Raw genomic sequence first — 19,143 nt, forward strand, 5'->3', positions numbered from 1 at the left:
CCGCTCCTTGATCTACACCCCTATTGCCGGGCGCTCTAAGTGGTGGCGGTGACACCCAACGCCTACCGAGTCCTCAACACCTGCCACACCCAGTGGAAGGCCCTCGAAGACGCCCTCGACCTGATGCTCAGGTCGAGCCGCTCACGCCGGACGACGCCAGGGCTGTACTGGCGGCAACGGACAGCCGGCGCAACGGCGCGCGGTGGGTCGTGGCTCAGCTGGAGCGTGCCCCGTGGGGCTGAACCGCTACCAGGAGCGCTCCGGCGATCTCTACCGCTGATCGCTCGATATCTACGTTCGACCTACTCAAAGCCTATATTGATCTTGTGGAGCTGAGGGGATTCGAACCCCTGACCCTCACACTGCCAGTGTGATGCGCTACCAGACTGCGCCACAGCCCCAGACGTGCTTTCGTCACCCTTGCCGTTCGTTCGTACCGTTCACACCCTACAGGTTCCGCCGAGCACCCCGTCAGGGGGCACTCGGCGAGTGTACCGGTTCGATGTCCGGAGCGGCCGCGGGCATCTGCGGGGGCAGGCCCGCTTCGGACGCGCCGGGAGCGGGAACCCCGGTGAGCGCCAACGGGCCGCCGTTGTGCTCGACCAGCCGGAACCGTCCGCCGTCACCACGCAGCAGCGTCCAGCAGCAGTTCCTCAGCGGCCCGAACCGCCACCAGACCGATGGCGGTATCTCCAGCAACCGTCCGATCAGGGCCCTGGCGGTGCCGCCATGCAGCACCAGGACGGCAAGCCCATCCTCACCGGGGAGCCCTTCAGCAATAAGATCGTTAATGACGCCAACCGCTCTGGCGCCGACCTCCACGTAGGTCTCACCACCGCCACGGCGCACGTCCTCGCCGCGACGCCACGCCGCGTCCTCCGCGGGGAAACGGAGGGCCGCCTGCGCGGCCGTCAGCCCCGACCACTCCCCCAGCGAGATCTCCCGCAGCCTGGCGTCCATCCGGACCGGAATGCCGAGCTCAGCCGCGGTCGCCCGGCAGCGCAGCAGGTCCGAGGAGATGACAACGTCAGGGGCAAGCGCGCGGACCGCGGGCGCGACCAGCCGCGCCTGCGCCCGGCCGGTCTCGTCCAACGGAGGATCCGCGTGACCCTGGAACCTGCCGACATCGTTCCAGGCAGTGCGGCCGTGCCGCCACAGCAGGATCCTCACCAGCGACCAACACCGGGTCCAGCGACTTCGACATGCCGGGAAAGATCACGGTCGACGAAGGCGATCCGCGGGCAGTCCTTCCAGAGCCGTTCGAGTCCGTAGTACGTCCGCTCCTCACCGTGCTGTACGTGCACCACAACATCGGAGAAGTCGAGCAGCACCCAGCGTCCCTCGCGTTCACCCTCGCGGCGCAACGGCTTGGCCCCGAGCCCGCGCAGTTGCTCCTCGACGCCGTCAACCACGGCCTTGACCTGCCGTTCAGTGTCGGCGGACACGACCACGAAACAGTCCGTGATAGCAAGACGCTCGCTGACGTCCAGCACGACGATGTCGCTGGCGAGCTTGTCCGCCGCGGCCTGCGCGGCTTCGAGGGCGAGTTCGACGGCTCGCGGGGATGCGGTCACGAATACATCTCTCCTGACTGGGTCACCGGGCTTCCGGCGGCGCGTCAAAAAAATGATCGCGCAGCCGCTGGCTGCGGGGCATGCCCGTCGACTACGGTTAAGAGCGCCTGCAATAGGGGACGCGGCGTCGCGGGGCTGGGGTACGCACCTCGCCGCATCGCTCCCCATCCATCGCTGCGCGATGCACGGGTACCCCGGCTCGTTGGTCGCCACCCAGCACCGGGGTGACTCCCTCCGCAGCCTCGCGATGCACGCACCCCAGCCCCGCTCCTTGATCCACACCCCTATTGCCGGGCGCTCTAACGATCGTATGCGCCGGAGCGGTTTGCGTACCGCCCCATCCAGCCTGACATACCTAACGCTTTCACGTGCCTGATTGTGGCCCGTACCGGTACCCTGGCCGCGTCATGCGGACAGGTGACAAGATCATGGGACGGGCGTCGCCGCTGGGTCACGCGGTCGGTACAGCCCACTTTTGGCAATAAAGCGCACCACCCCGTCCGGGGTGAGGTACCAGATGGGCGCCCCGCGGCTCACCCGGGCACGGATGTCGGAAGAAGAGATCGTCAACGCCGGGACCTCCAGGAGGCTGACCGCGTCACCCGGTAGGCTCGCGTCGAGCTCAAGCTGGTAGCCGGGCCGGGTGACCCCGACGAAATGGGCCAGCCCGAACAGCTCCCGGACGTCGCGCCAGCTGAGGATCTGTGCCAGCGCGTCCGCCCCGGTGATGAAGAACAGCTTGGCCCGCGGCCGCACGAGGCGCAGGTCCCGCAGGGTGTCAATGGTGTAGGTCGGGCCGCTCCGGTCGATGTCAATCCGGCTGACGGTGAACTGTGGATTGCCCGCCGTCGCAAGGAAGGTCATCAGATACCTGTCCTCGGCCGGCGACACCTCTCTGTCCGCCTTCTGCCACGGACGCCCGCTCGGCACAAAGACCACCTCGTCCAGATCGAACAGTGCCGCGACCTCACTGGCGGCGACCAGATGACCGTTATGCACCGGATCAAATGTCCCGCCCATCACCCCGAGCCTCACGGACGGACCGTAACGAGAGCACACCGTGATTTCGACTTCTCCGGGAAGTATCACATCCGCGCCCAACGGCCCGGACCAAGCGCACCGGGGCACAGCGGCGGAAATCCAGCCTGGTAGCCACCGGCCGCGAGGAACGCCCCGCCCCGCCGGGCCAGAGCCACCGGCCATCGCCGTAGGCTGACCACGTACTCGCCGGGGCTCGCCGTCGCCATGATCCGGCATCGACGCCCGCGCCCCGCCCAGCTCAGCTCACGCCCACATCCCCTGTTGCCGGTCGCTCTTCATTCTCGTCCAGCTCTCGTTTCCCCTATCCGTTCCTATTCTGTTCTTACGCTGTTCTTATTCTGTTAATCCCGACTCGAGGAGGCTACCTGATGCCGGTGAGTCCGCTCGCGGGCCAGCCCGCGCCGCCTGACATTCTCATCGACGTGGACGCGCTGCTGGCCGCATACCACGACGAGCGGCCCGACCCCGGCGAGGCGTCCCAACGGGTCTCGTTCGGGACATCCGGGCACCGCGGGTCGTCACTGCGCCGCTCCTTCAACGCCGATCACATCGTCGCGATCACACAGGCAATATGCGAACACAGGGCCGCCCACCACGTGGACGGACCGCTGTTCATCGGTGTGGACACCCATGCCCTGTCCGCGCCCGCGCTCGCCAGCGCGCTGGAAGTACTGGCCGCGCACGAGACGCATACCCGGATCGCCCCGGCTGGCGAGGCCACTCCCACCCCCGTGATCTCGCACGCGATCCTCACGCACAACGCCCGCCGCGCGGCCGGGAAAGCTCATGGTCTCGCCGACGGTATCGTGATCACGCCGTCGCACAACCCGCCCGCGGACGGCGGATTCAAGTACAACCCACCGACTGGGGGGCCGGCGGACACCGGCCTGACCACCTGGATCCAGAACCGCGCGAACGCACTGCTCGCGGACGGGCTGCGGGGGGTCTCGCGGGTCCCGCCCGCGCGTGCCCGCACGAGTGCGGCCGTGCACGACTACGTCACGGCCTACGTCGACGACCTGGCAGCCGTGATCGACCTCGACGCGATCCGCGGCGCGGGCGTCAGGATCGGCGTCGACCCGCTCGGGGGCGCGAGCGTGGCCTACTGGCAGGCCATCGCCGAGCGTTTCAAGCTCGACCTCGACGTGGTCAACACCACGGTCGATCCACGGTTCGGATTCATGACCGTCGACTGGGACGGCAAGATCCGGATGGACCCCTCCTCGCCATACGCGATGGCGTCGCTGCTGCGCCTGAAGGATTCCTTCGACGTGGCGCTGGCCAACGACGCCGACGCCGACCGGCACGGCATCGTGACGCCGGGCGAGGGCCTGCTCAACCCCAACCACTACCTGTCAGCCGCGATCTCCTATCTGTTCGCGCATCGCGACGGCTGGCCCAGCGCTGCCTCGATCGGCAAGACCCTGGTCAGTTCGAGCATGATTGACCGGGTCGCCGCCGGGCTCGGACGTGAGATCGTCGAGGTTCCGGTCGGTTTCAAATGGTTCGTGGACGGGCTGATCGACGCCTCCCTCGGATTCGGCGGGGAGGAGAGCGCGGGCGCGTCGTTCCTGCGCCGCGACGGCCGGGTCTGGACCACCGACAAGGACGGTCTGATCGCCTGCCTGCTCGCCGCCGAGATCACGGCTGTGACCGGGAAGGACCCCGGTCAGCACTACGCGGCACTCACCGACAGGCACGGCGCACCCGCATACCGCCGGGTGGATGCGCCTGCCTCCCCCGCGCAGAAGGAGGTCCTGACATCCCTGACCCCGGCTGACCTGGACGCGTCCATGCTCGCGGGCGAGCCGGTGATCACCGCGCTGTCCCATGCTCCCGGGAACGGAGCGGCGATCGGCGGGATCAAGGTCATCACCGAGAACGCCTGGTTCGCGGCGCGCCCGTCCGGCACCGAGGACGTGTACAAGATCTACGCGGAGAGTTTCCGCGGACCCGAGCACCTGGACACCGTCCTCGCCGAAGCGCAGTCCGTCGTGGACACCGCCCTCGCCCGCTAACTGGCTGAAGGGGCCGAATCGGCTGGCGGGGCTGGAGATACCGGTCGGCTGGTTCGGCGGCGGACCCGCCGAACCAGCCGGTAGCCCGTGTACACCGTCGCGGCGGACAGCAGGATCAGGATGATCGGCCCGATCAACGCGACGATCTGGGTCAGACCACCGACGAAGCGATCCCAGGACAGCCGGACGGCCCGGCCAAGACCCCCGTCCGTGCCGTCCGGAGCGCCTCCGGCCGCCGTGCCCCGCTCACTGATCCCGACGGTGAGGGTGGCGAGATCGCTGGAGCCGGCCAGCACCTGGCGCTGGCCCTCAAGCTGTTCAATCCGCAACTGCACGTTGTCGATCTGCTGGCGGACGGCGAGGACCTCCCCGATCGTCCCGGCCTTGGCCAGGAGCGCCAGATAGGTGTCCTGGGAGCTCCGCAACGCCTTCAGCCGGGACTGGAGATCTACGTACTGGCCGGTCACGTCCAGGGTGGAAACGGTCGAGGCGCGAACCTCGCCGATCTTCCCGACCTGGCCGCGCAGCGGCTCAAACGAACCGCTCGGGACCCTCAGGGTGACGTTGGCACGCTCGCCACCGCTATCGGTGGCCGACGCCGAACCGCTGCTGTCCAGCGCGGACAGATAGCCCCCAAGCCCCTTCGCCGCGGTCTCGATGGCAGTGACCGCCGTGTCCACCCCGCCGGGGCGCACCCACAGTGAAACAGAACCGGTACGCACGATCCGCACCTCTGCCCCGGCCGGCCGGGCCTGGTCACCCGTTCCATCCGGTTGGGATTCGGGCAGGCTGGCCCGCCCCGGCGCCGGTGCGCCGACCGCGGCAGAACCAGCATCGGTGTTCGCGCCAGCGCTGCCGTTCATATCAGCGCCGCCGTTCGCACCAGCGCCGCTGCTCGAAGCGGCGGCGCCTGGAGCGATGCCAGGCGCGACGGGCAGCACCGCCGGTGCGGATCCCCCGTCCGAGTGCACGCCACCGAGCAGGAAGGCAGCAGCGACAATCACAACAAGCCCGATGGCGAAGGCACAGAGAAAGATCCGGCGCCTGCCGGGGGCACCTCCGACGAAACGATCACTTATCGAAGCCCTTCCCGGCCCGGCCGGCCGTGTCCGTTCTGGGCCGTCGGGCTCCCGGGTGTCCGAACCTGTCGCCGAACCTGTCATAGCCATCACCGCGGCCGTCCTCCCATCAACGATCAGCTGTCGGAAGGTTGGACGCACGCCTCGCCCGTTCGGTTCACCCCGGTTTCAGCCCGGCGAGATCCCGGTCCCCGGGCACGAGACCCCGGTCGCTCTATGCCGGGAGGATGCGTTCGATGAATGCCTGGAGCTGCTCGACGTTGCGGCACTCGACCATCTCGTCGACCAGGTCGGCATAGGCGCGGGTGGCCGAGTCGCCCGAGCCCCAGTAGGTGCGCGGCTCAGGATTCAGCCAGTAGGAGTGCCTGGCCTGAGCACACAGCGTCCGCAGCACTCCGGCGGCGTTCGCCCGGTAGTTGTTGCGGGCGTCGCCCAGCACGAGCAGGGAGGTTTTCGGGCTGACGGCGTCAGGGTAGCGCCGTGCGAACACCTCGAAGGCATGCCCGTAGTCGCTGTGCCCGTCGAACCAGATCAGATCGGCCTCGCTCGCGATCCGCGCCATCATGTCGCCGACGTCGCAGCCCCGCAGAAACCGGGTGACCTCGTCGGTGGTGTCGATGAACGCGAACGCCCGGACCCGGGTGAACTGCTCCCGCAGCGCGTGCGTCAGCAACAGGGTGAAGTGCGCGAACGACGCCACCGAGCCGGAGACGTCGCACAGGACAACAAGCTCGGGCTTGTGCGGTTTGTGCGGACGGTGGTGGGTCCGCAACGGCACGCCGCCGGTGGCTAGCGAGGCCCGCACGGTGCGGCGGAAGTCCAGCCGGCCGGAACGCCCCAGCCGACGGCGAGCGGTCAGCCTGGTCGCGAGCCGGCGGGCCAGCGGATAGACCTGCTGGCGCAACTCGACGAGATCACGCTGGGACGCCCGGAGAAAGTCGACCTGGTCCGCCAGGGGCTTGACCGCGGTCGTCGCCACCGCGTCCACCCCGCGTTCCTCGGCAAGCCTGCGCCGGACCTCGGCGGCGACCATCTCCTCGAACGAACGGATCCGCTCAGTGATCGTCTGCCGGGCGACCCGCTCGGCGAGGCCCCCGGTTGCGGCCCCGTCGAGCATCGCGGCCAACAGGTCCGCGACCAGGGAGTCCGGTGAGAGCGCCCGCATGACCCGGTACATGAACCAGGAGCGCTGCCCCGCCCCGCCAGGGGTCGATCCGAGCGCGGTCACGGCATCTCTGGCAAGGCGGCGCAGTGTCTCGTCGTCCTCGTCGAGCAGTGCCCGCAGCAGGTCAGCGCGCATAGCCTCGCGCAGCGTGTCCGGATCCAGCTCCGCGTAGCCGCCACGCTGGTGAGCGTCGTTGTCCTCGCCTGGGCCCGCACCGCCCTCGCCGGAACCCTCGACGGACAGACCGGCACCGATCCGCGGCGGGAAGTAGAGGTCGAACAACATGTCAAAGGTGACCCGATGGGTCGGGCGCTTGCACATCGTGGCCGCGAAGGCCGCGTGCAGCGCTCCGCGGTCAAGTAGCCCGACCGCGCCGGCCGCGCGGGCCGCGTCCACGGTCTCGGCGCTGCTCACCGGCACGCCCGCCTTGCGCAGCGCGGCGGTAAACGCCACCGTGCGGTCCAGCACGCTCATCTCGGCCGTCCCATCGCCTCAGGCCACATCGGGGGCCAGATCAGGAATCACATCAGGTCATGTGCCAGGTCAGATCGGGTCAGATCGGGTCAGTTCCGACCGAGCTTGAGCTGGCCAGCCGCCCGCGCCTGGTCACTGGCGTGCTTGAGAACAACACCCAGCGTGGACGACACCGCCTCTTCGTCCAAGGTGTCGATACCCAGCGCCAGCACGGTCTGCGCCCAGTCGATCGTCTCGGCGATCGACGGCGCCTTCTTCAGCTCCATCGCCCGCAGCGCCCGGATGGTCCGGACGATGGCTTCGGCAAGCTGTTCGGGCAGCTCCGGGACACGAGCGAGGACGATCTCCTTCTCGCGCGCCGCCGACGGGTAGTCCAGGTACAGGTACAGACAGCGACGTTTGAGCGCCTCGGAGAGCTCCCGCGTCGCGTTGCTGGTCAGCACCACGAACGGACGGCGGCTGGCCACAATCGTGCCGAGCTCGGGAATCGTCACCTGGAAATCCGAGAGCACTTCCAGCAGGAGCCCCTCGACCTCGACGTCGGCCTTGTCCGTCTCGTCGATGAGCAGCACGGCCGGGTCGTTGCGCCGGATGGCGGTCAGCAACGGCCGGGGCAACAGGAACTCGTCGCTGAAGATGTCGTCATGGGTCTCGTCCCACGCCTCGTCATTACGCCCGGCCTGGATGCGCAGAAGCTGCTTCTTGTAGTTCCACTCATACAGCGCCCGAGCCTCGTCCAAGCCCTCGTAGCACTGGAGGCGGATCAGTTCGGCGCTGGTCGCGGCAGCCAGCGCCTTGGCGAGCTCCGTCTTGCCCACCCCGGCCGGCCCTTCCACGAGCAGCGGCTTGCGCAACCGGTCGGCCAGGAAGACGGTCGTGGCGATCGCATGGTCCGCAAGGTAACCAGCCGCCTCCAGGCGTCCGCGGACATCCGCCACATCGGCGAAGGCATGCTCCTGTAGCGGCATATACACCTCTCGTGTACGACTTGAGAACCGTTTCCATAGTGCCAGTGACAGGTGCGCGCGGGCGACATCACCGCGACCAGATCACTCCACCTGTTCATAGGCGAGGACGGTCAGGAACTCGACGAACTCGTCGACCAATGTCACCCGCTCGAACAGAGCCGCGGCATCGGCGTAGCGCCCGGCGTCGAACGCGCGCGCGCCGGCCGCGGACCGGATCGCGGCCAGTTCCTCGGCCTCGATGTCTCGGACGAGATCAGCGGTCACCGGCCGGCCGTCAGCCAGCCGGGCCCGTACGGCGATCCACTGCCAGAGCTGCGAACGCGAGATCTCAGCGGTGGCCGCATCCTCCATGAGGTTGTCGATGCCAACCGCGCCGGTCCCCCGCAACCAGCTCTCCAGGTAACGGATGGCTACGTTGATGTTGTTCCGCAGACCCGCTTCGGTGATCGAGCCCGGGGTGTCACGGATCGCGAGCAGCTGCCGGGCGGTCACGGCGACGTCGTCACGCCGCCGGTCGATCTGATTCGGGTGCCCGCCAAGCACGGCGTCGAACACCTCGGTGCAGACCGGCACCAGATCCGGGTGGGCGACCCAGCTGCCGTCGAAACCGTCATGGGACTCCCGCTCCTTGTCCTCGCGGACCTTTGCCAGCGCATGTGCGTTGATGGCTGGATCACGACGGCTCGGGATGAAGGCGGCCATCCCGCCGATGGCATGCGCACCACGGCGGTGGCAGGTGGCCACCAGCAGCTCAGTGTAGGCACGCAGGAACGGCACGGTCATCGTGACGGCGCCGCGGTCGGGCAGCACGAAATCAGCGCCGCGGGCGCGGAACGTCTTCACGGTGGAGAACATGTAGTCCCACCGGCCGGCGTTCAGCCCCGCGGAGTGCTCTCGCAGCTCGTAGAGGATCTCCTCCATTTCAAAGGCCGCCGGCAGTGTCTCGATAAGGACGGTCGCCCGGATCGTCCCGCGGGTGAGCCCGAGGGCGTCCTCGGCCATGGTGAAAACATCATTCCACAGCCGCGCCTCAAGGTGACTTTCCAGTTTCGGTAGATAGAAATATGGCCCGGCGCCACTCGAAACCAGCGCATGAGCGTTACGGAACACATACATCCCGAAATCGAAAAGCGCGCCGCTGACCGGTTCGCCGTCGACCAGAACATGCCGTTCCGGCAGGTGCCAGCCGCGCGGGCGCACGAGCAGGGTCGCAAGCTTCTCACCCAGGGCGTAGGTGCGGCCGTCCGCGCCCGTGAACATCAGTACCCGCATAATCGCGTCGGTCAGATTACGCTGCCCGGAGATCATATTTGCCCAGGTGGGCACGTTGGCATCCTCGAAGTCGGCCATGAAGACCCGTGCCCCGCTGTTGAGCGCGTTGATGACCATCTTCGCGTCGGTCGGCCCGGTTATCTCGCACCTGCGATCGGCCAGGCCTGGCGCGGGCGGGGCGACGACCCAGTCGCCGCCGCGGATGTCCGTGGTCTCGGCCAGGAAGTCGAGGCCCGCTCCGGCGGCGACGGACCGCTGGCGCTCACGCCGCCGCTCCAGCAGCTCAGCGCGGCGGCCAGAAAAAGCGCGCTGAAGAGCGGCGACGAAGGCGAGCGCCTCATCGGCCAGCACCGCCGCGGCGTCAGCGGGAGCGAGCCCGCTGACCACTCGGTCCACCTCCACACCTTGCGCGGCTCCGGCACCTGTTCCACCGGCCGGCCCGTCGGCACCCATCGCGTCCCCTCTCTGCTCCACGAACCCCGATCCACGAAGCCCACTCGACGAGCCGTCCACGGCACGCCGCCGGGTATCGGCGGAAGCGAAGCTACCGGCTGGTCGGCCAGGATGCGGGCGGTGGGCGCCGAAGCGATCGGCTCATCCGGTATCGGTGTGGCCCGCGGCCTTGCCAGCAGCCACCTGGACGCGGCTCCCCGCTCGACCGACGGCTCCCGGAACACGCCGTAGGACAGACCCGGACACGTGCACCACCGGACACACCGGCGGGGGCGAATATCGGCGTGGGCCCGCCTGCCGTGTGCGTGTGCGGGAAAAGAGTCCAGCATGAAGGTTGTTCTGTTCTGCGGCGGCCAGGGACAGCGTCTGCTGGAGACGGGCGCGGACCAGGTATTTGTGCCGAAACGTGCCACGGACGCGCCGAAGCCGATGCACCTGGTGGGTGGGAAACCCATTCTCTGGCACCTCATGAAATGGTATGCGACATACGGGCACACCGACTTCGTGCTCTGCGTGGGCTTCCGGGGCGAGTTCGTCCGCGCCTGGGTCGGGAATCTCGCCGGCAAGCGTGCCGACGAGCCGACGGCGCTGCCGGGTGTGCCGCGACATCATCTGCTCGACGGTGAGGCCGCCGGGTGGTCGGTCACGATCGTCGACAGCGGGCTCAGCGCGCCGGTGGGGCAACGCCTCCGGGCGGTGCGGCGCCTGGTTGACAGCGAGGACCTGTTCCTCGCGAACTACGCGGACGGCCTGTCCGACGTCCCGCTGCCGCAAATGATCGACGAGGCGCACCGGTCCGGCGCCGTCGCCACGCTGCTCGCCGTACGGCCGCCCGAGAGCATCCACACCGTCGACTTCCAGCCTCGGTCAACCACGATCAGCGAAATCGCTCCCATGGCGGAACAGGACGTGTGGGTGAACGCGGGATTCTTCGTGCTACGGCCCGCGATCTTTGACATCCTCCATCCGGGCGAGGATCTGGTCGACGCGCCGTTCGGCCGGCTGGTCCGGGCCGGTCGGCTGGGCGGCTACCGGTACCGCGGGTTCTGGCGCGCCATGGACACGGCCAAGGACCGTCTCATCCTGGAGAAGCTGTGGAGCTCCGGTGTCCGGCCGTGGGCCGTCTGGGAAGACCCAGCACATGAGCAGTTCGTCCCCTGGTGGCCCACAAGGTGACGGCGGCCGCCTCCATTCGAACATATGTGCTATCGTCGAGCACACACCGCCTGGCGGACCGGGCACATCGCCAAAGCCCCGAGCTACCGAATCCCACAGCGTCAGCCGACCAAGGAGAAGGAACCATGACGACAGCAGTCGAGCCGATCCCCACCGACTACCCCGTGATCACCCCGTACCTGCACGTCGACGGCGCGGCCGACGCCATCGATTTCTACACCCAGGTCTTGGGGGCAACCGAACGGATGCGTATCGGCGCCCCGGGAGGAAAGATCGGCCATGCGGAGCTCGTGATCGGCGCATCTATGATCATGTTGTCGGACGAGTTCCCCGAGATGGACGCGGCGGGCCCGCGGACAGTAGGCGGAACGCCGGTCAGCATCCACGTGTATGTGACGGACGCCGACGCGGCCTATGACCGCGCGGTCAAGGCCGGCGCCAAAAGCCTGCGCCCAGTCGAGAAGCAGTTCTACGGCGACCGCTCCGGGCAGTTCGAGGACCCGTTCGGTCATCGGTGGTCCGTGGCGACCCATGTTGAAGACGTCCCGGCCGAGGAGTTGGCCCGCCGCGCGGCCGAGGTCATGGGCGGCACGGCGGACGACCAGAGCTGAGCCCGTTCCCAGCGCATGGGGAAGGACCGGCGGCGTCGCCGCGGCTCATGTCCCGGCCTCTGTCCATGGGCATGGGCATGGGCATGGGCATGGGCATGGGCAGATGGTCAGGATTCCGCGTTACGGACGAGTTCGTCGGCCTCAGCCGGCCACCAGACGCCAGCTGGGGGGTTCTCCCGGCCGCACTCCCCGTCGCTCGCCCCTGGAACTTTGATCCAGAGCAACGCGTCCGCCCGCGGGCTGGCGGTGTCGGTGGTCGGCGCGGCCCCGAGCCCTCGGCCGGGTGGGTTGCACCAGGGATCTCTGATATTGCCATCGGTCGGGCCCCGTCCATTGCGCGAGGTGTCGACGACGAAATGCGCACCGCCGATCAGCGCCGCGATCACTTCGGCGCGGGCTATCTCGTCCCCGGTCCGGTAGTAGTTCGACACGTTGACCGCGAAGCCACGGGTCCGCCGCACCCCGGCCCGACTCAGCCGGTCCGCGATGACCGGAGCCGCCGTCCATCCACAGTTGGCACCGTCGAGGTAGACGCTGGTACGGGCCAGCCCGCCGTAGACGTCGACGGCGTCGTTCAGCAACTGATAACGCTCCCGCTGCTGGACCGCGGGCAGGCTGTCCATCTGCGCGAGCGAATCCGGCTCCAGGATGACAACGGCGGCACGGGCACCGATTCCCGCTGCCACCTGCCGGGTGAACGCCCGGTAGGCGGCAGCGTCGGGTTCTCCCCCGGCGGAGAACCCGGCACCGACATCACGGTGCGGAATCGCATAGACCATGAAGACCGCTGTGGCGCCGGCCCGTTCCGCCTGCGCGCTACGCGCCGCCACCTCAGCCTGAACACCGTCACGCAGCCAGTCCCCCACCGAGAAGGCGATCGGCTTGGCCGCGATCGCCGCCGCGCTCGCCCCATTGGCGGCGTCCTGACGTGCGGCCATGGCTGGTTGGCTGTTCGGATCGACGAGAAAGGGCGCGCGGGGCACCGGGCCGTGCGGTCCGGCGCCCGCCACGGCGCCACGACCGGCCGGGTCACCCGCGGGGCACTGCGCGCCGACCGCGTGAAGTGGCCCGGCGCCGTTCGCCGCCGTGCTGGCACTCCGGGTCGGCCTTCCCGCGCCACACCCACCAGTAGCCAGCATGGCGGCGAGGGCCGCGGCTGCCGCCAGACCGACGGCTCGCGTCCGGCGGTGGCTGGCCCGGCGCCGGACGACATCGATACGCCACACCAACCTGGAGATCAGTACAATCACTTTCATCCCACTTGAACCCAGGTGGCGACAGATGGAACGCCCGCGCCGTTGGTCACAAAAAGCATGTACCAGTCTGACGGAAGAAGATTGGGATTCTGGGGCACCTCCAGTGTGAGGTTGCCAGCTGTCTGTTGAACGATCGGTAACGCCACGGAACGCTGCTCGGTGTCGGTGACATGGGTGTAGGCACCCGGGCGGATCAAACGCACCTTTGTCACCGGCTGCGACGATGCCACAGTGATCATCGATCCGCGGATTATCCGCGGCGGCGCCGAGATGACTTTCGGACGGTCACCCCGGTAGAGGTAGCCGGGCGAGTAGACCTCGACCCGGGTCTCGAACGTGTTGTCGTCGCTCAACGGATTCGAACCGAAGACAGCCACCCGCCCGTCCGGGAGCAGCAGGTATTCGGAGTGGTAGTCACGGCCGACGTGCGGGTCCGCCGCCGCGGTGAAGGAGCTCGTATCCGGATGGTAGATCTCGGCGACCCGGGAGTCCCTGGCCCGGTAGCCGGTGGAACCACCGGAGACGAGCACGGTGTCGTCAGGAAGGATCACCGCGCCGGGGTACCGCCTGACCCTCGACATGTCGGGGCCGCGCTGGTAGCGCGGGGCAGGCGAATCAAGATCTACGATCGCGGTCCGGGCAGTCGCCGCCTGGGTGTCGCCGACCCCGCCACCGGCAATGAACATCACCTTCTGCTCCTGGGCCGGAGCGAGCATGATCGTCCCTGCCGTCTCGTTGAATTCCGGCCCGGGCAGCCCGTCGACCGGCTGGAAGGCGTTGGTCGCCAGGTTCCACAGGCCTGGCTGGCGCTCCGCGACACCCGCCGGGCCGTAGCCCGCGTTGGCGCCGGAGAAGAACAGCCTGCCGTCACCGGCGAGTAACAGAGCTGGATAGGTGGGAAAAACCTTCCGGAGATCCGGCTGGTCGTGCCATGTCCCGATGACCGAGCTGAACAACTCGGTATTGCCCTGGTCGATGTCGCCGTTGCCGTCGAGCCCAGAAACCGCCACCACCAGGCCGCTGGCCAGGGTCACCAACGTCGGATACCACCGGGCATGGTTCAGCTCACCGGTCTTCTCATATCGCTCGGTCACCGGGTTGAAAAGGTAGGAGTCCTTGAGCCCCTCGTACTCGTGCTTCTTACCGTCCGGGGAGTCCGGTGCAAGAAGTTCGTATTTCTTGGTGCCCCCCGCTATCAGCAGATCACCATTCGGGAGAAAGGCGTGCCCGGCGCAGAAGACATCCCATGGTGTGTGGACATCGGTAAAGGTGTTCGCGATCGGATCCCACAGCACGGTCCTGAACTTCTTCGCGTCAAAACTGCCCTGGTCGTTACCGGAGCCAGCCATGAGCAGGACCTTCCCGGTATGCAGCATCGCCGCGTGGATCGACCGCGTGCCGCTGTCCGCGACAACGTCCCAGCGTCCATGGCCGCGCATGTAGTCCGGCCGGTGGGACCGCCACTGTTCGTAACGCGCCGCGGTCCACGAAACGGCGAACGGGCCGTTGCCCACGAGGATGACGAGAAGAAAGGCACCGAACCGCAGCATGCGCCACCTGCGCAGCCGGTTGGCCCGGCCGGGCGAGGCCGGCAGCACGGCCATCAGGTCAGCTCCTCAAGCAGGCCGTCGCGGGACACCCGCCGACGCCGCGGCCGGAGCTTCATAGTGACGTCCTCCAGGTGGCCGCCAGCCGCCGAGTAACCGCTGGAGGCCGAAAAACCGCCGGGCACCGGCCGCCCGTTCGCCCGCCCCATCCCGATCGGCCGCCCCATCCCGATCGGCCGTTGGACGACGGCCGCCGCTCTGATCACTTTCTGCCTGGTCGCCGCAACGGGCCGAGCCGGATCTCCCGGCGGCAATGTGGGCGCCGGGCGGGCCAGCCACCGAGTGTTCTGCTCGCTGTAGGCCCTCGCGCGCGCCGCCGCTGGTGGCACTGTAGGCGGCGCTGTGGATGACATGGCCATCATGATCATGTCCTCAACGGCCTCCCCGCGCCACCCGATCGGAGCGGCCACCAGCACGACCGGCCGGGCCGCGGGCCGCGGCGCGGGCCGCGCACGCATCCCGTCGAGTTCCTCCAGCAGGCTCACGGACACCTGGCCCGCGGGCCGGACAGGCACGACAGCCGGCGGCGGGGCCGCCGCTGAGCCACTGCCTCGAGCGAGCCGCTGGCCGGCAGCCGTGGACACCGCCCACATGACAACGGGTGCCAGGCAGCTGAGCAGCGACAGCACCGCCCAGACCATGTTGGCCGGGTACACGTTGCCACAGGCTGCCGCGACGGTGATGGAACCCGTGGAGAGCATCGCCCAGAAGAGGTGTTTTCGGAAGGTCAGGAGCCGATCGGGGCTGGCGCTACGCCCCTTGGGAGTGACGACGAAACCGAGTGGACGCCGCAGTAACGCGCCGACAAAGGCGGTCGAGTAAAAGGGGGTACACAACATCGAGACAAAGATTCCGGAGATTCCGGCGGTTCCCTTCTCCTCATGCGGGCTGATATTGAAACGCCGCAGCCAGATGTAGAGGAGAAGCCTCGCCACCGCGACATCGATGTAGAGGGCCAACCAGGACGATATGCGCACCGTGACTCCGCTGGAGCCCAGCGCCATATAGCTGACGGTGAGCAGCATCCCCATCAGCCAGGTGAGGGCGACCGTCGGATAGTGCAACATCAGGATCAGGTAGTGCAGGCGGCCTCCCCACGACAGCTTCCGCAGCCGGCGCACCGACTCGGTCACCATGACCTCGTTGGAGCCGCGTGCCCATCGCAGCTGTTGGCTGAAGAAGTCGGTCCACGTCGCCGGCCCCTCGCCGACAGCGACAACATCGGGTGTGTACACCGATTTCCACCGCCGGCCGGTTTCCGGGTGGCGCGCCCCGTGCACGGCGAAGGAGGTGGCCAGATCCTCGGTGATCGAATCCTGGAACCCGCCGATCTGCTCCCATGCCGCGACACGGTAGGCGTGGTTCGTCCCGACGAACATTCCGCAGTTGAACCGGTTCGCGGCGCGCTGGATCACTGAATGGAACATGTAGTTCTGGGCTTCGGCACCGCGGGTGAGGAAGTTCCGGAAGTTTCCGTAGACCTGCGGTCCCACGACGAAGGCGACCTCGGGGTCCCGGAAGTAGCCAAGCATGCGCGCGGCGAAGTTCGGTAACGGTATGTGGTCAGGATCGACCGACATGACGATGTCGTAGGACGCACCGTGGGCGGCCAGCCATGAGTTGTGGTTGCCGTGCTTGGTGCGGGTGCGAAAACGCCCCTTCGGCTCGTTCCACCGTTCGACCCCGTTGCGGGAGAAATGATGGACCCCGATGTCCGCACACATCGCCCGGACTCCCGGATCATTCCCCTCGTCGAGTAACCAGATGTCAATCGGCGTGCCATAGTGGATCCGCCGGGCCGCGATCAGGGTGTCACGCACGACATCGATCGGTTCCTTTGCCGGCACGATCGTCGTCGTGAAGGCGATCCGCAGGCCGGCCGCCGGCCGCACCGGCACCGGATTGCGCATGATAGACGCGGACCAGCAGAGCGTGATCGAGTTAAGCAACCGAATTCCCTCGGAAATGACGATCAGCAGGAACATGACGGCATTGCCGAGACGGACCGGGGCCGCCAGGTACGCGCCCCGGGGAAAATGATCCGGCTGGACCAGCCAGACAAAGAACAACGACGACAACCCGACGGTGGCCACCAGCAGCGGCAGCACCATCCACAGCTCGCGGCCAACCATGACCCGGCGATAGGCGACCCGGTATCTTCCGCTCGCGGCCGGCAGGGTAAGCGGGCCCGCAAGGCTCGAAAAAGACGTGTAATCGTAGGCCAATTTTGTTCCAAGGGCTCGTGCCACCGACAGGGGAAAGCCACCGAAATCGGTCCGTTCTCGACCTGTTCGCCGGCTGCGATCCGATCACCAGGAAGGCGGGGGCGCCCACGTGCCTCGGCGCCGCCCGCGCTCGTCATCAGGCCGGGTCACCCACGACCCGGGTGAAGCAGCCAACCAGCTGCCACCCGGCCCCGCCCACGCTGAGCGTGACGCCGGCCGCGAGGCTGAGCCACAGGCCCAGGCCCACGTGTGTACTGGCCACGGGATGGTCCGTCTGGAATGTACCGATCCGTAGCTGGAGGAGTTTCGCGGCCAGGGGATCCCCCGCATCGATCTCGGCCGTGGCGAGGACGGTGATCACAAGACCGGCCGACGCCAGCGCGAGGGACAGTGGACGCGCACGCCGCCTGTCCGGTGACAACAGGCAGGATGCGGCGCAGACAACACCCAGCAGCAGCACGACTGTACCGTTGGCCGACAGCTCCAGTCCGGTACGGCTGACCGCAAGCAGGACCGCCCCGCGATCGGACAGGGTCGCGCCCGCCCATGGCAGGAGCGTCCCCGCCGCCGCGGTCATCCCCGCGGCGCCGCATCCCACAATGATCAAATCCGCGGATGGGAACCTGGCTACGTACTCAAGGCCCGCGGGTGAGCCGTCCGATTCGCGAATCGACAAGCTGCCCCCTTCGACACCGGCACAACCACATCAACCCAATGGGTACCTGGTATCGCACAACCACGTCCGGATTTCTCATGATCACGTTCGCAACCAGTGACAAGATGTCCGGACCTGTCCGTTGCGGGCCAAGAGGTACATCCGGACGCCCCGGCCCGCCCCGCGCGCCTCCTGGCGGCGCCGGCACGGCGGTTCTCAGACCACCAGATGGCCGTCGCCGACGCCGACCCAGGTTGTCGACGTGAGCTCGCTGGGGCCCATCGGCCCGCGAGCGTGCAGTTTCTGCGTGGAGATACCGATCTCCGCGCCGAAGCCGAATCGTTCACCGTCGGTGAAACGGGTAGAGGCGTTGACCATGACCGCAGCGCTGTCGCAGGTTGCGACGAAGCGGCGGGACGCCTCCAGCGAGCGTGTGATGATCGCCTCGGTGTGCCCGCTGCCCCATTGCCGGATATGGGCCACGGCCTCGGCCAGGGAGCCCACCACCCGGACCGCCATGTCCAGCGAGAGGTACTCGGTGGCCCAGTCCTGCTCCGTCGCGGGCAGCGCGGACGGGTCGTGCGCGCGGACCGCGTCGTCGCCGTGGATCGTCACCCCGGCCTGGCGGAGCGCGGTGAGGACCCGGGGCAGGAAGGCGTCGGCGACACCCACGTGCACCAGCAGTGTCTCGGCCGCGTTGCACACCGACACCCGCTGGGTCTTGGCGTTGAGGACGATCGCCAGCGCCTGGTCGAGATCCGCGTCGACGTCGACGTACACATGGCAGTTACCGACCCCGGTCTCGATCACGGGCACGGTGGACTCCGCCACCACCGCACGAATCAGACCGGCCCCGCCCCGCGGGATCAGCACATCCACAAGACCGCGCAATCGCATGAGCTGCTTGACGGACTCGTGGTCGGCACCGGGCACGAGCGCGACCGCGTCGGCGGGCAATCCAGCTCCGGCCGCTGCCTCCCGCAGCACCGCGACCAGCGCGGCATTGGTACGCGCGGCCGACGCGCTGCCGCGCAGCAACACGGCGTTACCGCTCTTGAGACACAGCCCAGCCGCGTCCACCGTCACGTTCGGACGCGCCTCGTAGATGATCCCGACCACGCCGAGAGGCACCCTGACCTGGCGCAGCTCTATGCCGTTGGGAAGCCGCCGACCACGGACCACCTCGCCAACCGGGTCGTCGAGGGCCGCCACCTTGCGCAGACCGCCGGCAATGGCGACGAGGCGGTCCGTGGTGAGGGTCAACCGGTCAACCATGGCCGTACCGGTGCCCGCGTCGCGGGCCATCGCGACATCCTCGGCGTTGGCCTGGAGAACTGGCTGACCAGCGGCCAGGATGGCGTCCGCCATCGCGTACAGGGCACGGTCCTTGTCCGCGCGCGACAGCGGCGCGAGCGTGGCCGCGGCCGCACGGGCCCGGACCGCGGTCTGGCGGACGTCCTCGGCAATGGTGTTCATGATCAGTTCCTTCCGACCCGACGCCTGCCACCGGAACGCGCCCCACCGCTCAAGGGCCAGAAACGGGTATGTTCCGCGCCGCCGGAGGTTGAT

The 19,143-nt window shown here is 68.1% G+C and carries 16 protein-coding genes and 1 tRNA gene; 3 read left to right on the forward strand and 14 right to left on the reverse strand.

The annotated features are described in order from the left end of the window. Positions 1-327 precede the first annotated feature (327 nt). From MJ797_RS04295 to MJ797_RS04315, 5 genes are all read right to left on the reverse strand, one after another. Positions 328-401, reverse strand: a tRNA-Ala gene (locus tag MJ797_RS04295). 70 nt (positions 402-471) lie between these two features. Next, entirely contained in the window at positions 472-1,170 is a 699-nt protein-coding gene (locus tag MJ797_RS04300; protein WP_239332036.1) for a histidine phosphatase family protein, read from the reverse strand. Further along, the gene (rsfS, locus tag MJ797_RS04305) at positions 1,167-1,574 is read right to left on the reverse strand and encodes a ribosome silencing factor (RefSeq protein ID WP_239332038.1); all 408 of its coding nucleotides are present in this window, start codon (positions 1,572-1,574) and stop codon (positions 1,167-1,169) included. Before rsfS ends, MJ797_RS04300 begins: the two co-directional genes overlap by 4 nt. Positions 1,575-2,000: 426 nt before the next feature. Further along, entirely contained in the window at positions 2,001-2,609 is a 609-nt protein-coding gene (nadD, locus tag MJ797_RS04310) for a nicotinate-nucleotide adenylyltransferase (protein WP_255725451.1), read from the reverse strand. Between the two features lie 50 nt (positions 2,610-2,659). Continuing rightward, on the reverse strand, positions 2,660-2,821 hold the full coding sequence (locus MJ797_RS04315; protein ID WP_239332040.1) for a hypothetical protein: 162 nt from the start codon (positions 2,819-2,821) through the stop codon (positions 2,660-2,662). Between the two features lie 162 nt (positions 2,822-2,983). Between MJ797_RS04315 and pgm the strand changes: the two genes are divergently transcribed. Next, entirely contained in the window at positions 2,984-4,633 is a 1,650-nt protein-coding gene (gene pgm / locus MJ797_RS04320) for a phosphoglucomutase (alpha-D-glucose-1,6-bisphosphate-dependent) (RefSeq protein ID WP_239332042.1), read from the forward strand. Here the strand turns inward: pgm and MJ797_RS04325 are convergent. From MJ797_RS04325 to aceB, 4 genes are all read right to left on the reverse strand, one after another. After that, positions 4,630-5,796: a DUF4349 domain-containing protein gene (locus MJ797_RS04325; RefSeq protein ID WP_239332044.1), complete on the reverse strand. Its 1,167-nt coding sequence runs from the start codon at positions 5,794-5,796 to the stop codon at positions 4,630-4,632. The two genes, pgm and MJ797_RS04325, sit on opposite strands and share 4 nt — an antisense overlap. A gap of 130 nt (positions 5,797-5,926) precedes the next feature. Beyond that, entirely contained in the window at positions 5,927-7,351 is a 1,425-nt protein-coding gene (locus tag MJ797_RS04330; protein ID WP_239332046.1) for a VWA domain-containing protein, read from the reverse strand. A gap of 89 nt (positions 7,352-7,440) precedes the next feature. Further along, a complete protein-coding gene (locus tag MJ797_RS04335) occupies positions 7,441-8,319 on the reverse strand; it encodes a MoxR family ATPase (protein WP_239332048.1) in 879 nt (292 codons plus the stop codon). A gap of 81 nt (positions 8,320-8,400) precedes the next feature. Then, a complete protein-coding gene (gene aceB, locus MJ797_RS04340) occupies positions 8,401-10,044 on the reverse strand; it encodes a malate synthase A (RefSeq protein WP_239332145.1) in 1,644 nt (547 codons plus the stop codon). A gap of 327 nt (positions 10,045-10,371) precedes the next feature. On the opposite strand from aceB, the gene MJ797_RS04345 reads away from it, so the two are divergent. Beyond that, entirely contained in the window at positions 10,372-11,220 is an 849-nt protein-coding gene (locus MJ797_RS04345; protein WP_239332050.1) for a hypothetical protein, read from the forward strand. Positions 11,221-11,345: 125 nt separating this feature from the next. Next, positions 11,346-11,831: a glyoxalase/bleomycin resistance/extradiol dioxygenase family protein gene (locus tag MJ797_RS04350; RefSeq protein WP_239332052.1), complete on the forward strand. Its 486-nt coding sequence runs from the start codon at positions 11,346-11,348 to the stop codon at positions 11,829-11,831. 107 nt (positions 11,832-11,938) lie between these two features. On the opposite strand, the gene MJ797_RS04355 is transcribed toward MJ797_RS04350, so the two are convergent. The 5 genes from MJ797_RS04355 to MJ797_RS04375 all read right to left on the reverse strand — a co-directional run bounded on the left by MJ797_RS04355 (position 11,939) and on the right by MJ797_RS04375 (position 19,050). Next, entirely contained in the window at positions 11,939-13,087 is a 1,149-nt protein-coding gene (locus MJ797_RS04355) for a glycoside hydrolase family 6 protein (protein WP_239332054.1), read from the reverse strand. Further along, positions 13,084-14,691, reverse strand: a complete 1,608-nt coding sequence (locus tag MJ797_RS04360; protein ID WP_239332055.1) for a galactose oxidase-like domain-containing protein — start codon at positions 14,689-14,691, stop codon at positions 13,084-13,086. Before MJ797_RS04360 ends, MJ797_RS04355 begins: the two co-directional genes overlap by 4 nt. Next, positions 14,691-16,919, reverse strand: coding sequence for a glycosyltransferase family 2 protein (locus MJ797_RS04365; protein WP_239332056.1), 2,229 nt, complete (start codon positions 16,917-16,919; stop codon positions 14,691-14,693). The genes MJ797_RS04360 and MJ797_RS04365 overlap by 1 nt, the downstream gene beginning before the upstream one ends. A 136-nt stretch (positions 16,920-17,055) precedes the next feature. Continuing rightward, on the reverse strand, positions 17,056-17,595 hold the full coding sequence (locus MJ797_RS04370) for a hypothetical protein (protein ID WP_239332057.1): 540 nt from the start codon (positions 17,593-17,595) through the stop codon (positions 17,056-17,058). Between the two features lie 195 nt (positions 17,596-17,790). After that, on the reverse strand, positions 17,791-19,050 hold the full coding sequence (locus MJ797_RS04375) for a glutamate-5-semialdehyde dehydrogenase (RefSeq protein ID WP_239332058.1): 1,260 nt from the start codon (positions 19,048-19,050) through the stop codon (positions 17,791-17,793). Positions 19,051-19,143: the final 93 nt, after the last annotated feature.

The sequence above is a fragment of the Protofrankia sp. CiP3 genome (genome assembly GCF_917627345.1).
In the GTDB taxonomy this organism is placed as follows: Bacteria; Actinomycetota; Actinomycetes; order Frankiales; family Frankiaceae; genus Protofrankia.